The organism is Pseudoduganella lurida (assembly GCF_007830455.1).
In the GTDB taxonomy this organism is placed as follows: Bacteria; Pseudomonadota; Gammaproteobacteria; order Burkholderiales; family Burkholderiaceae_D; genus Rugamonas; species Rugamonas lurida.
The window spans coordinates 564,501-580,243 of record NZ_VLLB01000003.1 but is presented as its reverse complement, the minus strand read 5'-3'; the positions used below and the strand labels follow the sequence as shown (position 1 = coordinate 580,243).

Annotated in this window: 12 protein-coding genes; 5 read left to right on the top strand and 7 right to left on the bottom strand. The window is 67.9% G+C overall.

Annotated features, from left to right (window positions below; all coding sequences use genetic code 11):
* Positions 1 to 6 precede the first annotated feature (6 nt).
* From IP91_RS12030 to IP91_RS12005, 6 genes are all read right to left on the bottom strand, one after another.
* The gene (locus IP91_RS12030; RefSeq protein WP_145649187.1) at positions 7 to 1,035 is read right to left on the bottom strand and encodes a bile acid:sodium symporter family protein; all 1,029 of its coding nucleotides are present in this window, start codon (positions 1,033 to 1,035) and stop codon (positions 7 to 9) included.
* 1 nt (position 1,036) lies between these two features.
* Positions 1,037 to 1,984 carry a PDR/VanB family oxidoreductase gene (locus IP91_RS12025; RefSeq protein ID WP_145649317.1) on the bottom strand — a complete coding sequence of 316 codons (948 nt, stop codon included), beginning with the start codon at positions 1,982 to 1,984 and terminating at the stop codon, positions 1,037 to 1,039.
* 40 nt (positions 1,985 to 2,024) lie between these two features.
* Positions 2,025 to 3,107: an acetamidase/formamidase family protein gene (locus IP91_RS12020; protein ID WP_145649186.1), complete on the bottom strand. Its 1,083-nt coding sequence runs from the start codon at positions 3,105 to 3,107 to the stop codon at positions 2,025 to 2,027.
* A gap of 160 nt (positions 3,108 to 3,267) precedes the next feature.
* Positions 3,268 to 5,184: an ABC transporter ATP-binding protein gene (locus tag IP91_RS12015; RefSeq protein WP_229474293.1), complete on the bottom strand. Its 1,917-nt coding sequence runs from the start codon at positions 5,182 to 5,184 to the stop codon at positions 3,268 to 3,270.
* A 13-nt stretch (positions 5,185 to 5,197) separates the two neighbouring features.
* A complete protein-coding gene (locus IP91_RS12010) occupies positions 5,198 to 6,094 on the bottom strand; it encodes an ABC transporter permease (RefSeq protein WP_229474291.1) in 897 nt (298 codons plus the stop codon).
* Positions 6,091 to 7,176: an ABC transporter permease gene (locus IP91_RS12005; RefSeq protein ID WP_145649185.1), complete on the bottom strand. Its 1,086-nt coding sequence runs from the start codon at positions 7,174 to 7,176 to the stop codon at positions 6,091 to 6,093. Before IP91_RS12005 ends, IP91_RS12010 begins: the two co-directional genes overlap by 4 nt.
* A gap of 274 nt (positions 7,177 to 7,450) precedes the next feature.
* Here IP91_RS12005 and IP91_RS12000 point away from each other — a divergent pair, with 274 nt between their 5' ends.
* Positions 7,451 to 8,662: an aromatic ring-hydroxylating oxygenase subunit alpha gene (locus IP91_RS12000; protein WP_145649184.1), complete on the top strand. Its 1,212-nt coding sequence runs from the start codon at positions 7,451 to 7,453 to the stop codon at positions 8,660 to 8,662.
* A gap of 141 nt (positions 8,663 to 8,803) precedes the next feature.
* Here IP91_RS12000 and IP91_RS11995 read toward each other — a convergent pair whose 3' ends face one another.
* Positions 8,804 to 9,772, bottom strand: a complete 969-nt coding sequence (locus IP91_RS11995) for a helix-turn-helix domain-containing protein (protein ID WP_145649183.1) — start codon at positions 9,770 to 9,772, stop codon at positions 8,804 to 8,806.
* A gap of 498 nt (positions 9,773 to 10,270) precedes the next feature.
* On the opposite strand from IP91_RS11995, the gene IP91_RS11985 reads away from it, so the two are divergent.
* The 4 genes from IP91_RS11985 to IP91_RS11970 all read left to right on the top strand — a co-directional run bounded on the left by IP91_RS11985 (position 10,271) and on the right by IP91_RS11970 (position 15,325).
* A complete protein-coding gene (locus IP91_RS11985; RefSeq protein WP_145649181.1) occupies positions 10,271 to 11,152 on the top strand; it encodes a TauD/TfdA dioxygenase family protein in 882 nt (293 codons plus the stop codon).
* 76 nt (positions 11,153 to 11,228) lie between these two features.
* A complete protein-coding gene (locus IP91_RS11980; RefSeq protein WP_145649180.1) occupies positions 11,229 to 12,761 on the top strand; it encodes an ABC transporter substrate-binding protein in 1,533 nt (510 codons plus the stop codon).
* Positions 12,762 to 12,789: 28 nt separating this feature from the next.
* Positions 12,790 to 13,623 carry an oxidoreductase gene (locus tag IP91_RS11975; protein ID WP_145649179.1) on the top strand — a complete coding sequence of 278 codons (834 nt, stop codon included), beginning with the start codon at positions 12,790 to 12,792 and terminating at the stop codon, positions 13,621 to 13,623.
* Between the two features lie 499 nt (positions 13,624 to 14,122).
* A complete protein-coding gene (locus tag IP91_RS11970) occupies positions 14,123 to 15,325 on the top strand; it encodes a multidrug effflux MFS transporter (protein WP_229474289.1) in 1,203 nt (400 codons plus the stop codon).
* The last annotated feature ends 418 nt before the right edge of the window (positions 15,326 to 15,743 follow it).

The following is a 15,743-nucleotide window of genomic DNA, read 5'->3' as shown; positions in this document are numbered from 1 at the left end:
GCTGCACTACGGCCGCTCCCCCACCGCGGCTGCTCGTGCCACGCCGCGCCGCGCATACCGGCCCGCGAGCGTCGCGCATACCATCAGCTGCAGCTGGTGGAACAGCATCAGCGGCAGGATCACCATCCCCAGCGGGCCCGTGGCGAACAGCACCTTGGCCATCGGGATGCCGCTGGCCAGGCTTTTCTTCGAGCCGCAGAACACGATCGCGATCTCGTCCTCGGTGCCGAAACCGAGGCGCCGGCTGGCAAACGTGGCGCTGGCCAGCACCACGGCCAGCAGCACGGCGCAGGCCAGCAGCAGGCCGGCCAGCGTGCCACCGGACAGGCGCGACCACAGCCCGTCGACGACGGCCTCGCTGAACGCGCCGTACACCACCAGCAGGATGGAGCCCTGGTCGACATATTTGAGCACGCTCTTGTGGCGGTCCACCCAGGCGCCGACCAGCGGCCGCAGGCACTGCCCGGCCAGGAACGGCAGCAGCAGCTGGGCGGCGATGCGCCAGACCGCGTCGAGCGACATGCCGGCGGCGCTGCTGGCCACACCACCGGCCGGGCCGCCATGCAGGATCAGTATCCCCGCCAGCACGGGCGTGATGAAGATGCCGAGGAAGTTGGACAGCGAGGCGCTGCAGATCGCCGCCGGCACATTGCCGCGCGCCAGGGCCGTCAGCGCGATCGACGACTGCACGGTGGATGGCAGCAGGCACAGGAACAGCAGGCCCGTCACCAGGTCCGGCGCGAACACCTGCAGCGCCAGTGGCCGCAGCAGCACGCCGAGCAGCGGAAACAGCACGAACGTCAACAGCATCACCAGCAGGTGCAGGCGCCAGTGACCCAGCCCGGACAGCACGGCCTGGCGCGACAGCCTGGCACCATGCAGGAAGAACAGCAGCGCGATGGCGCCGGTGGTCACATCGCCGAACACGTCCGCCACCGGGCCCGCGACGGGCAGCAGGCTGGCCAGCAGCACCGTGCCGAGGAGGCACAGCGTGAAGGTCTCGGGCAGGAAGCGTTGCAGGGCAGCGGCGCGCACGTTACAGGTCCAGCACTAGCAGCTTGCCCTTCGCGCGCGAGCAGCATGGCGTGAACTGGTCATTGCGGGCCCGCTCCTCGTCGCTCAGGCACAGGTCGCGGTGGTCCGGCTCGCCCGACAGGATGCCCGTCAGGCACGTTCCGCACACGCCCTGTTCGCAGGAGACGGGGATCGCGAAGCCGTGCCGTACCAGCACGCTGCTGACCGATTCGTCCGCCGCCACCGGCAGCACCGCGCCGCTGCTGGCGATGCGGATCTCGAAGCTGCCGTCGTTGCTGGTGTCCAGGTCCTGGTTGCTGAAGTACTCGCGGTGGATGTTGGCGGCCGGCCAGCCGTGGTCGCGCGCGCAGTCGATCACGTAGTCGATGAAGCCGGCCGGGCCGCACACGTACAGGTGCAGGTCCGGATCGGGTTCGGCCAGCAGCGCGGGCAGCGCCATTTGCTGCGCAGGCGGGCCATCGTCGAAATGGCACTGCACGCGGCCGGCGAACGCCGGTTCGCGCAGGCGCCCCACAAACGCGGCGCTGGCCTCGCTGCGCGTGCAGTAGTGCATGCGGTAGTCGCCGTGGCCGTGGTTCAGCCATTCGGCCATGCCCAGCAGCGGGGTGATGCCGATGCCGCCCCCGATCAGCAGCGAGCGAGCGGCCGGCACCAGCGGAAAGTGGTTGCGCGGCTCGCCCACGGTCACCGTATCGCCCTCGTGCAGCTCGCTGTGCAGGGTGCGCGCGCCGCCGCGCGAGTGGGCGTCGCACAGCACCGCGATCACGTAGCGGTGCCGCTCCGCCGGATCGTTGCACAGCGAGTACTGGCGCACCAGGCCGGGCCGCACGTGCACGTCGATGTGCGCGCCGGCCGTGAAGGACGGCAGTTCCACGCCCAGCGGGCAGGCGAACTCGAAGCTGAAGATGTCGGCGGCTTCTTCGGTTTTCTTTACGACGGTCAGCTGCATTGTGGTCACGATGGATACCCGGTGGTGTTGGCGGTGCGGCTCAGCGGCGGTCGCCCTTGGGCGGGAACAGCCCGCGGCTGATCCGCACGTGCACGCCCTGGCGCGTGTCGACCACCTGCGTCACGCCGAAGTCGGCCGCCACGCTCATCAGCGAGTAGCTGTCGTTGCGCGACAGGCCCTGGTGCTCGTTCAGCAGGTGCAGCATGTCGAGCGAGGCGGCGCGCATGGCCTGGTCCAGATCGTCGCCGAAGCCGTGCACGATCCAGCTGTCGGCCGTTTCCAGCAGCGGCGACGGGAAGTGGAAGTCCTTGCGCAGGATGACCTGGAACACCACGTCCAGCGAGGCTTCGATGGCCGTGCCGCTGATTTCGCCATCGCCCTGCGAGATGTGCGGATCGCCGATCGAGAACAGCGCGCCGTCCACCGCCACCGGGTAGTACATCGTGGCGCCCGCGCCGATGCGCCAGTTGTCGATGTTCCCGCCATGCAGGCCGGGCGGGATGGTGCTGACGCGGCCCTTCACGTCGGGCGCCACGCCGGCCGTGCCCAGGTGCGGCCGCACGGGAATGCGCACGCCTTCCAGCGCCTTCTGGCGGTCGCATTCCGGGCACTTGGTGATCTTGCCGGGCGTGAGGTACTTGCCCTGGAAGTCATAGGCGTAATGGGCGCGCGCGTTGTTGCCGTCGGCATCGATCTGGTAGATCGTCACGCGTTCCTGCTCGTTGAATTCCTTGTACAGGTAGCCCCAGTTGGCCGCCAGGTTGGCGCCGTAGCGGAAGCGCGGCACCATGCTCAGGTAGCGCACCTCGATCATGTCGCCCGGCTTGGCATCCTCGACCCAGATCGGGCCCGTCATGATGTGCACGCCCGGCGTGCGGTCGGACTCGGGGATCTCCGTGAAGATCTTGTGGATCGCATCGTCCATCATCAGCTCGGGTGCATCGCCGGCGTGGTGGGTGACGGCTTCGGCGTGCACGAGGTCACCGCTCTTCACGCGGATCGCCGGTGCCAGGGCCGGATCGAAGTAGCCCCAGTGGACGGTGGCCGGCGTGGCGGGCAGCCGGTGCAGGGCCAGCGGCTTGACGTCCTTGCGGCCTTCGGTATCGTTGGAAATGAGTGGCATCGGTTGGCTCCATCGGCGCAGTTGGTATGGCTTCACTGTAGCCGCCCCACCCTGCCCGTTCTTGCCTCGCCACGCATGCCGAGTTGTCGGCGCCCCGCCTGCAGCCGAGCCCGTGTCCATGTCGGGGTCAGACCCCAAGGTGGACACGGGCTGGGCTGTATCAGGCGGCGGGTGGCCAGGGGATGCTGGTGTCGGCGGGCGGGACCATCGCCAGCAGGCTGCGCGTGTACGGGTGGGATGGCGCGGACAGCACCTGTTCCGTCGGGCCGCTTTCGACGACTGCGCCGCCATGCATCACCATCACGCGGCTGCACAGGTAGCGCACCACGGCGAGGTCGTGCGAGATGAGCAGCAGCGAGACCTTGTGCTCGGCGCGCAGGCGCAGCAGCAGGTTCAGGATCTGCGCCTGCACGGACACATCGAGGCCGGACACGATCTCGTCGGCCACCAGCAGCTGCGGCACGTCGCACAGCGCGCGGCCGATGTTGATGCGCTGGCGCTGGCCACCGGACATCTGCGACGGGAAGCGCTCCAGCAGGTCCGGCGCCAGGCCGATCGCCGCCAGCAGTTCGCTGGCCCTGCGCTGGCGTACGCTGGCCAGCGTGGGCCGGCTCTCCATCATCTGCGTCAGCAGGCTGCGCACGCGCCGGCGCGGGTTCAGGGCCGCGCGCGGGTCCTGGAATATCATCTGCACGGAGGCGATGCGCCGCGCCCACTCGCGGTCGCCCCCGCCCAGCGGCTGGCCATTGAGCAGGATGCGGCCGCTGCTGGGCGTCTCCAGTCCCATCACGAGCCGGCCCAGCGACGACTTGCCGCTGCCGCTCTCGCCGATGATGCCGACGAATTCGCCGGGCGCGATGTCGAAGCTGATGTCGCGCACGGCCGCCACGCCGCCACGCCCGCCCCAGCCCCGCCCCGGATAGACCTTGCCGATCCCCTGCACCTGCAGGAACGGCCCGGTACTCTGCAACGGCGTCGTGTCGAGATGGGCATCGTCCAGCAACGCCGCATCGCCAGCCAGGGACATCTGCGGCGGACATGGGCCATGCCAGCAGCGCAGCTGGTGCTGCCCTTCCATCCCCGCAGCGGCCAGCGCCGGCACCTGCCCGTCGCAAACCGCCAGCGCCACTTCGCAGCGCGGCTGGAATCGGCAGCCGGCCAGGCCGCCGAATTCGCCGATGCCCGGCATGTGGCCCAGCAGCGGCTGCAGCAGGCGACGCGGTCCTGCCAGCTGCGGATTGGCCCGCTGCAGTGCGCGCGTGTAGGGATGCCGCGCATCCGCCGTCACCTGCGCGGCCGGGCCGCTCTCGACCACCTCGCCCGCGTACAGCACGGCGAGTTCATCGCAGACGTGCGCTGCCAGTGCCAGGTCGTGCGTGACGAAGATGACGCTGGTGCCGCGCCGCGCCTGCATCGCGCGGATCAGCGTCACCACGTGCGCCTGCGTGCTGGCATCGAGCGCCGTCGTCGCCTCGTCGGACACCACCAGCGCCGGGTCGCCGGCAAACGCCATCGCGATCATCACGCGCTGGCACATGCCGCCGGACAGCTGGAACGCGTACTTGTCCATCACGCCGCGCGACGCGGGCAACCGCACCTCGTCCAGCGCGGCCAATGCGCGGTCGCGGCATGCGGCGCGCGGCACGCCGAGCCGGCGCAGGTGTTCGATGAACTGGTCGCCGATGGTGCGCACGGGGTTCAGCGCCGTCATCGGCTCCTGGGGAATGAAGGCGATGCGCGGGCCCAGCAGCGCGCGGTGTTCGGCGGCCGGCATCGCCAGCAGGTCGCGGCCCTGGAACAGCAGGCTGCCGCCACTCACCGCAAAGTTATCCGGCAGCTGCCGCGCGATCACCCGTCCCAGCATGCTCTTGCCGGCACCGGATTCGCCGACCAGGCCCAGCGTGCGGCCCGGGTACAGCGTGAAGTCGATCGCGCGCAGCACCTCGGCGCCGTGGAGTACGCCGCGCGGCGACACGCTCAGGCCGCGCGCCTGCAGCAGCGGCGCCGCCGCGGATTCGAGCGAAGGGTCGAGCGAAGGTGCCATGGAAGGCGCGATCGCCAGGTCGGACATCAGCATCAGGTTCTCCTTGTCAGCGTGCGGCGGTGCGGCCCAGCAGGCGCGGATCGGTGCTGCGGCGCAGGCCGTCGCCCAGCAGCGTGGTGGCCAGCACGGTCAGCACGATGCACAGCACCGGCAGGATCAGCCCCCACTGCGAGCTGAAGACGTTCTGCAGGCCGTCGGCCACCATCGTGCCCCAGGTCGGCACGGCCGGCGGCACCGAGCGGCCGGCGAACGACAGGATCGCCTCGGCCACCACGGCCACGCCCATCTCGATGCTGACCAGCGAGATCAGCACGGGCAGGATGCCGGGCACGATATCGCGCAGCACCACCTGCCAGTGGCGCGCGCCGGCGATGCGCGCTGCCGCCACGTACTCGCGGCGGCGCAGCACCACGACTTCGCTGCGGATGATGCGGCAGAAGCGCGTCCAGTCGCTCAGCACGATGGCGGCGATCACATTCGTCAGGCTGGGCTCCAGCGCGACCATCAGCACCAGCGCCAGCACGATGGCGGGGAACGACATCCACACATCGACCACGCGCAAAATCAGCCAGTCCAGCCAGCCGCCGAAGTAGCCGCCGGCCAGCGCCAGCGCGCAGCCCAGCGCGGCCGCCCCCAGCGGCGCCAGCGTGGCGATGAGGACGGTGACGCGCGCCCCGTGGATCAGCCGCGACAGGATGCACTGGCCCAGCGCATCGGTGCCGAGCGGGAAGCTGCGCAGGCCGCCCTCCACCCACATCGGCGGCAGCAGCGTGTTGACCAGGTCCTGCTCGTTCGGCAGGTGCGGGGCGAACATCGGCGCGCCCAGCGCCAGCACCACCAGCAACAGCAGCACGGCCAGGCCGAACACGGCGCGCGGTTCGGACAGCAGGGGCAGGCCGCGCATCGGTGCGCGCAGCGTGGCAACAGCGGTTTTCGTGTTCATGACAGTCGCAATCTCGGGTTGACGAGCACCAGCAGCGCATCGGTCAGCATGTTCATCGCCAGCACGGCCGCCGCATACGTCAGCGCCAGTCCCTGGATCACGGGCAGGTCGTGGTTGCCGATGGCGGTCACCATCAGGCTGCCGATGCCGGGAAAGCTGAAGATGGTCTCCAGCAGCAGCGTGCCGCCGATGATGGTGCCGGCCTGCATGCCGATCATGCTCAGCGTCGGCAGCGCCGCGTTGCGCAGCGCGTGCCGCAGCAGGATGCGGTTCTCGGATACGCCGCGCAGCCGCGCCGCCACGATGTAGTCCTCGTTGTAGACCTCGATCAGGCTGGATCGCAGGATGCGCATCAGCGGCGGCGCGATGCCCAGCGCCAGCGCCAGCGCAGGCATCGCCAGGTGCGCCGCCACGCTGCGCAGCGCCAGCCAGTCGCCGGCCAGCGCCGCATCGACCAGCAGCAGGCCCGTCACGCGCGGCAGCGTGATGCCGGCATCGATCGGCCCCAGGAACGGCAGCCAGCGCAGGCCGATGCCCAGTCCCAGGATCATCAGGATCGCCCACAGGAAGTCCGGCACGGAGATGGCGATGCTGCCGCCGACATCGAGCGCGCGCTCCACCGGCCGGCCGAGAAACCGGAACGCCAGCAGGCCGCTGGCCACGCCCGCGCCGATGCCCAGGAACAGGCCGCAGCCGACCAGCTGCAGCGTGGTGGGCAACGCCTGCCAGATCAGCGGCCCCACCTCGCGACCGGACTGGATCGACAGGCCGAAATCGCCGTGCACGACTTTCTTCAGCCAGATGAGGAACTGCACCCACAACGGCTGGTCCAGGCCCAGCGTGCGGGTCAGCGCGGCGATGTCGGCGGCGGTGGCCGTTGGCGGCAGCAGCATGCCCAGCGGGTTGACGGGCAGGATGCGCAGCACCACGAACACCACCAGCGCCACCACCGCCATCATCAGCAGGCGGGCGGCAAGCCGGTGAGCGACGTGGAACAGCGCGAGGCCGCCGCCCAGCACCAGCTGCTGCAGCATGAGCGGAGGGAGCGGCCGGAGGGTAGGCATCGACAGGGTAGTGGGCATGTTGGCGGAATCGGCTTCGGTAGGTTGGAGCGGCTGCGGCAATCGATCATAGCCAGCGCGCCGGCGCGCTACTTGACGGCGGGCGCACGAGGACTACGCTGAAACTGCATGTGCGGGCGTGGGCGGAGCGGGCATGCGCCGACCCGGCAAATAGTCTATTTCCCGTGCGTGGCGCGGCAAGTATCGGCCCCGCGCGCTGGCTAACATGGCGGCATTGGAGGGCAATGGCCGCTCCCCGTAGATGCACACCGCTTACTGGAGAAATTGGAGAGAGATGATGGGATTCCCGGACCAGGCTTTTTTTGATGCACTGAACACGTCGGCACTGGCGGTCGAGCAGGCCAACACGCTGCCGCCGCTGTGCTATACGGACGCCGCCTTCTACGAATTCGAAAAGGAAGCGGTGTTCAACCACGAATGGCTGTGCGTGGGCCGCGCCTCGTGGGTGGCCAAGCCGGGCGACTTCTTCAGCACCGAGATCATCGGCGAGCCGCTGCTGATCGCCCGCAATGCGAAGAACGAGATCAAGGCCATGTCCGCCGTGTGCCAGCATCGCGCCATGCTGGTGGCCGAAGGCGCCGGCAATGCGCGCGCCTTCCTGTGCCCCTACCACCACTGGACCTATTCGCTGGACGGTGAACTGATCGGCGCGCCGGCCATGGAAAAGACCGAAGGTTTCGACAAGAAGGACTTCTGCCTGCCCACGCTGCAGGTCGAGCTGTGGCAGGGCTTCATCTTCGTGAACTTCGATCCGCTGGCTCCGCCGCTCGCGCCGCGCCTGGCCGCGATCGACAAGGTGGTGGCCAACTACCGGATGGACATCGCCGAAGGCCCCCGTCCCGAACCGGGCACGCGCTACGACTGGAACTGGAAGGTGATGTTCGAGAATAACAACGACGGCTACCACGCCAACAAGCTGCATATGGGCCCGCTGCACGACTTCGTGCCCAGCGCGCTGGCCAGCTTCCCGGACGACCTGCCGGACGACACGGCCGGCTACTACCGCTTCAACGGCACCACGCACCCGGACGCTGCCTTCAACGTCACGCAGAAGACCGTGTTCCCGATCTTCCCGGCGCTCACGGAGGAGGAGCGCAACCGCATGCTGTTCGTGAACCTGCCACCGACGCTGTCGCTGGTGATCAATGCCGACATGATCCTGTTCATGATCCTGCGCGCCGATTCGGCCGAGACGCACATCATGGACCAGGGCGTGCTGATGGCGCCCGGCGCGATGAAGGACAAGATGTACTACAAGCGCCTGGAGATGACGCTGAACTCGGTCTCCGAGATCGTTGCCCAGGATCTGCACGTGGACAAGCAGGTGCAGGTGGGCCTGCGCTCGCGCTACGCCGTGCGGGGCCGCTACTCCTGGCAGGAACAGGCGCAGCAGTCGTTCAACCACTGGCTGGTGCAGCGCTACCTCGCCGCACACGGCCAGCGAACGGCCACGCTGCGCAGCATTCCCATCACCGCCGTCGCGTAAGCACCGCGGCGCGCCCGGCGCGCGCTGCGTTTCGCGCTGTTTTTTCCGCGGTTTTTCCCGCGGTTTGTTCCGCGGTTTGTTCCGCTGTTTTTTCTTAGACGGCCCGCCACCCGGCGGGCCGTCCTCTCCCTCGCCCATCGACTACTGCAGGCGCCGGCCCAGCTGGCTCTGGCGGTATTCGCGCGGCGTCACGCCGAATTCGGCGCGGAAGCTGCGGCTGAAATGGGCCGCGTCGTTGAAGCCCCAGCGGAAGCAGATATCCAGGATCGACAGGTTGCGGTGCGCCGCGCTGGCCAGGTCCTTGCGGCACTGAGCCAGGCGGCGCTGGCGCACGTACTGGCCGAAACTGAGCTCGGCTTCCTCGAACAGCTTCTGCACATAGCGCGACGAGGCGTTCTGGCTCTCGGCGATGCTGCGCACCGAGAGCTCCGGATCGCCCAGCACGGCCTCGATGGCCTGGCAGATGCGGTGGAAATGCGCCGAGCGCGCCACGTTGCCGAAGCTGCGGAACGACGATTCCTCGGCCAGCCCGGCGATGATGAATTCGGACAGCGACATCTCGATGGGCCGCATCTGCACGGCCGTCAGCTCCGACAGGTTGTCGGCGATCGAGGCCAGCATCGCGGCAAACACGCGGTTGCCGCCGGCCTGCGTGGGCAGCGCGCCAGGCTGCAGCGTGACGGGGTTGAGCAGGCGCGGATGCAGCAGCGGCGCGGGAATATTCACATACAGCAGGCGGAATTCATCCGTCACTTCCAGTGTGGAGTCGCGGCCGCCCGGCCCGTAGATGATGTCGCCGCACTGCAGCGGGATACATCGGCCGCCGTCGTTGAGTTCATAGGTGCCGGACAGGAGCAGCGCCAGCCACACGGCACCAGAGGAATTTTCGCAGCGGCCGGAAATCGTCTGCGGCGACGCTTCGAGCAGCGAGAACTCGATGCCGAGAGGCGACACGACGCTGCAGATATCGCCGTGGAATTCGCGCTGCGTCTGCAGCAGCGCGCCAGGCATCGAGATGCGGTTCAAGGTATCGCTCCAGGCATCGGCCCGCTCCGTCGAACCGATCTGGTCGCTGGACCACTTCCACGACTTCAGTGCTTCTGCTTGCATGCTGCCTCCCGTTGGTGATCGATACAGTCATCGTTAGCAAAAGCAATATCCGGGCCAAACGACGAAACGCTTCCGCCCGCCGACAGGCTTCCCGAATGCTAGCGATAGCCCGACTGCGTGCCCGAAAAACGTGCACGACTTCACCACGATTAGTCTTTCCGGCCGTCATCGGTGCATCGGTGCATCGGTGCATCGGTGCATCGGTGCATCGGTGCATCGGTGCATCGGTGCATCGGTGCATAGGTGCATAGGTGCCACGCACGAAAACACAAGATGCCGGACGCCGTCAGGCAAGTGCCGCCCGGCCGGGCACCGTAAGCTGGCGGCACGATCAGCGACCTTGCGCCGCGCAATGAAAGAGGTGAGCCGTGACCCTGCCCTGCCCCGCCATCAGCTGGTTTGAAAGTTGCTTATTGCAATCCTATTGGTGGCTGACGCCGTTCTGAGCCGGGCATTTCGCCCCCCTGGACGCCCCTCCCACCCATCACGAAAGAATGTATGAACGCACCCGCCACCCATAGCGCCGAACTGAAGCTCCCCGTCCTGGAAACCCGCAAACTGAAGAACAATTTCGGCGCCGAGATCTTCGGCGTCGACCTCGCCACCGCCAGCGAGGACGAACTGGCGGCCGTCGTCGCCGCATTCCACCTGAACGGCGCGATCCTGCTGCGCGGCCAGACCATGGACCCGGATGCGCTGGTGCGCTTCGTGAGCCAGTTCGGCCAGCCGGAAAAGCACACGCTGACGGAATACACGATCCCCACCCACCCGTTCGTGTACCGCCTGTCGAACCGCATCCGCGACGGCAAGCCGATCGGCATCCACAACGACGGCGTGGGCTGGCACACGGATTACTCGTACAAGCAGGAACCGGTGATGTGCACGATGCTGTACGCCGTGGAGGTGCCGCCGGAAGGCGCCGACACGCTGGTGGCCGACATGGTGGCGGCCTACGACTCGCTGCCGGAAGAGCGCCGCCGCGAGCTCGATCCGCTGCAGGTGCACCACAGCTACCAGCACTTCATGGAAACGCGCGACTTCAACCGCCGCAAGCTCACGCCGGAACAGCTGGCCGACAGCCCGGACGTGATGCACCCGCTGATCCGCACCCATCCCGCCAACGGCCGCAAGGCGCTGTGGCCCAGCAGCGGCACCGTGAAGGGCATTCCCGGCCTGTCCACCGAAGAGGCACTGGCCCTGGTCGACGAGCTGGTGGCCTACGGCACGCAGGAGCAGTTCGTGTACCGCCACAAATGGCAGGTCGGCGACGTGCTGATGTGGGATAACCGCTGCACGATGCACACCGGCACCCTGTTCGACGACCAGAAATACATCCGCGAGATGCACCGGCTGTGGGTCAAGGGCGACCGGCCGTATTGAACGCATCCTTCACGCACGTCAGCAACATCAGGAACATCAGGAATATCAGCGCAACATCAGGAACATCAGGAGCCCTATGGATCGTCGCAATTTCGTCAAGACCGGCACGTACGGCATCGGCAGCCTGCTCGGCGCGCACTGGGGCATCCGCGCTGCCGATGCGGCACCGGCGCCGGCCGCCGTCACGGTCGCCTTCCCGTTCGATGTGTACAACTGGGACCCGACCAGCCGCATCGCGCCGCAGCAGATGCCCCTGTACAAATGCCTGTTCGACCAGCCGCTCGAATACGCGGCCGATTCGACGCTGCAGCCGGGCCTCGTGAAGGCCTGGCGCTGGGCCGACCAGAAGGGCCTCGCGCTGGAGCTGGAGTTCCGCGACGACGTGCTGTTCCACAATGGCGACAGGATGACGTCCGCCGATTTCAAGTACACCTTCTTCGACCGGCCCCGCGCCGACAAGACGCTGCAACTGGGCTCTATCTGGCAGAACGTCACCCGCATCGACCTGCCGTCGCCGACGAAGGCCGTCGTGCATCTCTCCCAGCGCTTCGTCAGCGCGCCGCAGTACCTGGGCTATGCCGGTGCATTCATCCTGCCCAAGGCGTACATCGAGAAAGTGGGCATGGCCGGCTTCATGGCCAGGCCGATCGGCACCGGCCCCTACAAGCTGGTGCAGTACCAGCGCGATTCGCGCATCGTGCTGGCCGCGTTCGACAAACACTGGCGCGGCGTGGCCAAGGTGCCGAACGTGACGATCCAGGTCGTGAAGGATCCCACCACGCGCGTCTCCGGCGTGCAGTCCGGCCAGCTGGCACTGGCGGCCAACCTGCCGATCCGCGACGCGCTGCGCCTGGCCCGCGACCCGCGCCTCAACACGGCCCTGACGCCGACCGTGGACAGCTTCCTCATCCACATGGTCAACAGTGGCGCCCTCACCGACCGCAACGTGCGGCTGGCGATGCACCATGCGATCGACAAGGCCGCGCTGGGCAAGGCCTTCTTCAACGGCGTGGCCGCGCCGCTGGCCCGCGCCTCGGCACCGGGCACGCCGTCGTTCAACCCGGGCGCCACGTTCGCGCATGCACCCGATACGGCCAAGGCGCTGCTGGCGAAGGCCGGCTACAGCGCCGCGAAACCGGTGACGTTCCGCTTCTTCGCCACCCGCGGCGTGTTCCCGAACGACTTCGAGATGGCGCGCGCCATCGTGCAGATGTGGCAGAAGGTGGGCATCAACGCCGCGCTGGAAACGATCGAGCTGGCCCAGTATTTTTCGAAGGTGGAAGTGGGCAAGCTGGAAGGCCCCGCGCTGTTCATGTGGACCAACGCCACCGGCGACCCGGAACTGTCGATCGGCGCCTACCTGAACCCGAAGGTGCTGTTCTCCGTGTGGCGCAGCGCGGACGTGACGCCGCGCCTGGAACCGCTGCTGGCCGAGATGGACCAGGCGAAGCGCATGGCCGGCTACAGGGAATTCGAAACCTGGGCCGTCGAACAGGGCTATTCGCTGCCGCTGCTGCAGGGCGTCTCGAGCGTGGTGCATGCGAAATCGCTGGTCTATGTGCCGTACAAGAACGGCTGGGTCCTGCCGAACACCTGGAAGCTGGCCTGAGCTGCACCACACAATAAAGGAAGACACCATGACAACCTGGTTCATCACCGGCGTTTCGGGCGGCCTGGGCAAGGCGATCGCCACCGCGGCACTGGCGCGCGGCGATACCGTGGCCGGCACCGTGCGGGGCGCCGCGCAGCTGGACGCGTTCGAAACGATTGCCCCCGGCCGCGCACTGGGCTTCGTGCTCGACGTGCGCGACGAGGCGGCGCTGCATGCGGCCGTCGCCAGCGTGGAAGCGCAAACGGCCGGCATCGACGTGCTGGTCAATAACGCCGGCTACGGCATCTGCGGCGCGGTCGAGGAGACCAGCCTTGCCGAAGCCCGCGCGCAGTTCGACGTGAACGTGTTCGGCCCGCTCGCCGCCGCGCAGGCCGTGCTGCCCGCGATGCGCCGCCGCCAGGCCGGCCGCATCATCAACATCAGCTCCGTCAGCGGCGTGGCCACCTGGGCCGGCACCGGCATCTACTGCGGCAGCAAGCATGCGCTGGAAGGCATCATGCAGACGATGGCGGACGAAGTGGCGGAGCTGGGCATCAAGGTGATCAGCATCCAGCCGGGCGGCATGCGCACCGATTATGCCGGCCGATCACTGCTCAAAACGCAGCGCCGCATCGGCGACTACGAGGGTGCCGCGCGCGACGCCGAACGCGTGATGAACGGCCACGCCGGCCACGAACCGGGCGATCCGGACCAGGTGGCCAGGGTGGTGCTGGAGATGGCCGACCACGAGGAGCCGCCGCGCCAGCTGCTGCTGGGTGCCGATGCGCTGTTCTATGCGACCCAGAAGCAGTCGCAGGTCCAGGCGAGCATGGGCCAGTGGCTCGCTACGTCGATGTCGACGGCCTTTCGCGCGCCGTAGTCTGCAGGCCAGCACAGGCCGGTGGCCGGCCACGTCGATGTCGATGCCGACAGCCTTTTGCGCCCGGCAGTCTGCGGGCAGGCCCAGGCCAGTGGTTCGCTACCTTGATGTCGATAGTCTTTCGCGTTCCGTAGTCAGCAGGCCTGCGTGGGCCGCTGGCTCGCTACCTCAATGTCGATGGCCTTTCGCATTCCGTAGTCTGCAGGCCGGCGTGAGCCGCTGGCTGGCCACGTCGATGTCGACAGCCTTCCGCGTTCCGTGGTCTGCAGGCCCGCGTGGGGTGGCTGGCCACGTCGATGTCGATGCCGATGTCGATGTCGACATCGTTCCGCGTTCCGTAGTCTGCAGGCCTGCGTGGGCCGCTGGCTGGCCACGTCGACGTCGATGGCCTTCCGCGCGCCCTTGCCGTTCTGCGATGTTGCGCTGCCCCACGCCACGGCGCCGCCGCCAGCACCGGCGAGGCGCGGCTTGTTTTGCACTGCCTCTGTAAAGGACACCTTTGCGCCCCTGGATACTCACCCTGCTGCTGGCCGGCCTGGCGATGGTCGGCCCGTTCGCGACCGACACCTACCTGCCCTCGTTCGCCGGCCTGGCGCAGCACTTCGCCGTCAGCCCGCTGATGGTGCAGCAGACGCTGAGCGTCTACCTGTTCGCCTATGCGCTCATGACGCTGTTCTACGGCACGCTGTCCGATTCGTTCGGCCGGCGCCCCGTCATCCTGTTTTCGCTGCTGCTGTTCTGCGCCGCCTCGGCCGGTGCGGCAATGGCGCAGACCTTCGGACAGCTGCTGCTGTTCCGAGGCCTGCAAGGCCTGTCGGCCGGTGCCGGCATGGTGGTGGGCCAGGCCATCGTGCGCGACAGCCTGCAGGGCCCGGCGGCGCAGCGCATGCTCGCCCACGTGATGATGGTGTTCGGCGTGGCGCCGGCCATCGCGCCCGTCATCGGCGGCTGGCTGCAGGTGCTGTCCGGCTGGCGCGCCAGCTTCGCGTTCGTGCTGGCCATCGGCCTGCTGCTCCTCCTGGCCTGCGCGCGGCTGCTGCCGGAAAGCCTGCCGCCGGCAGCACGCCACCCGTTCCACGCTGGCGCGATCCTGCAGCGCTTCGGCACCGCGCTGCGCAACCGCGCGTTCGTGCTGCGCAGCGTGGCCATCGGCACGCTGTTCGGCAGCTTCGCGCTGTATGTCGCCTCGGCCGCCAGCTTCGTGATGGGCGTGCTGAAGCTGCCGGCCACCGCGTTCGGCTGGCTGTTCGTGCCGATGATCGGCGGGTTCGTGATCGGCTCCGCGCTCAGCGCCCGGCTGGCGCACAGCCATTCCGCGGCAGCCATGATCCGCGGCGGCTTCGGCCTGATGGCGTGCGCGGTGCTGGCCAACCTGGCGTACACCTGGCACTTCGAAGCCAGCGTGCCCTGGGCCGTGCTGCCGATCTTCGCCTATACCTTCGGCCTGGCCCTCGTGCTGCCGCCGATGACGGTCCAGACGCTGGAGCTGTACCCGCACATGCGCGGCCTGGCCGCCTCGCTGCAGAACTTCGTGCAGATGATGATCTTCGCGCTCGTGTCGGCATTCGTCGCGCCGCTGCTGTTCCACAGTGCGTGCCTGCTGGCCGCCGGCATGGGCACGGGGATGGTGGTCAGCTGGATCTGCTGGCGGCTGGCTGCGCCTGCGCGGACACCGGCGGTACTGGCTCCGTACCATGAGTAATGAAGGCTGTTAGCTCACGGCGGCCTGCCTGCCTGCCTGAACGACGAGTTCGCCAGGGACTCTGATTCGCGGTATCAGGCGGGGTGAAATGAAGCCAGGTTGCACCGAGCCTGGTTGCATGAAGCCAGGTTGCATCGAGCATTGTTGCATCGAGCAGGGTCGCAGCGAGCAGCGTTGCATCGAGCAGGGTCGCAGCGAGCAGGATCGCATCTAGCCGGGTCACATCTAGCCGAGTGTGCCAGGCGAGTGTACCAGGCAGTGCCAAGCGAGCAGAGTGCACCCAACAACGTTGCGGCGAACCGGAAGGCGAAGCGCCTGGAAGCTTGCCGGCACCGATTTCCAAGGCCCGGTTCAACGGCATACACAGGGGGTGGTTCCTCGTTTTTGGGTTTTTACTAAAATGCCCTATCCACTACTC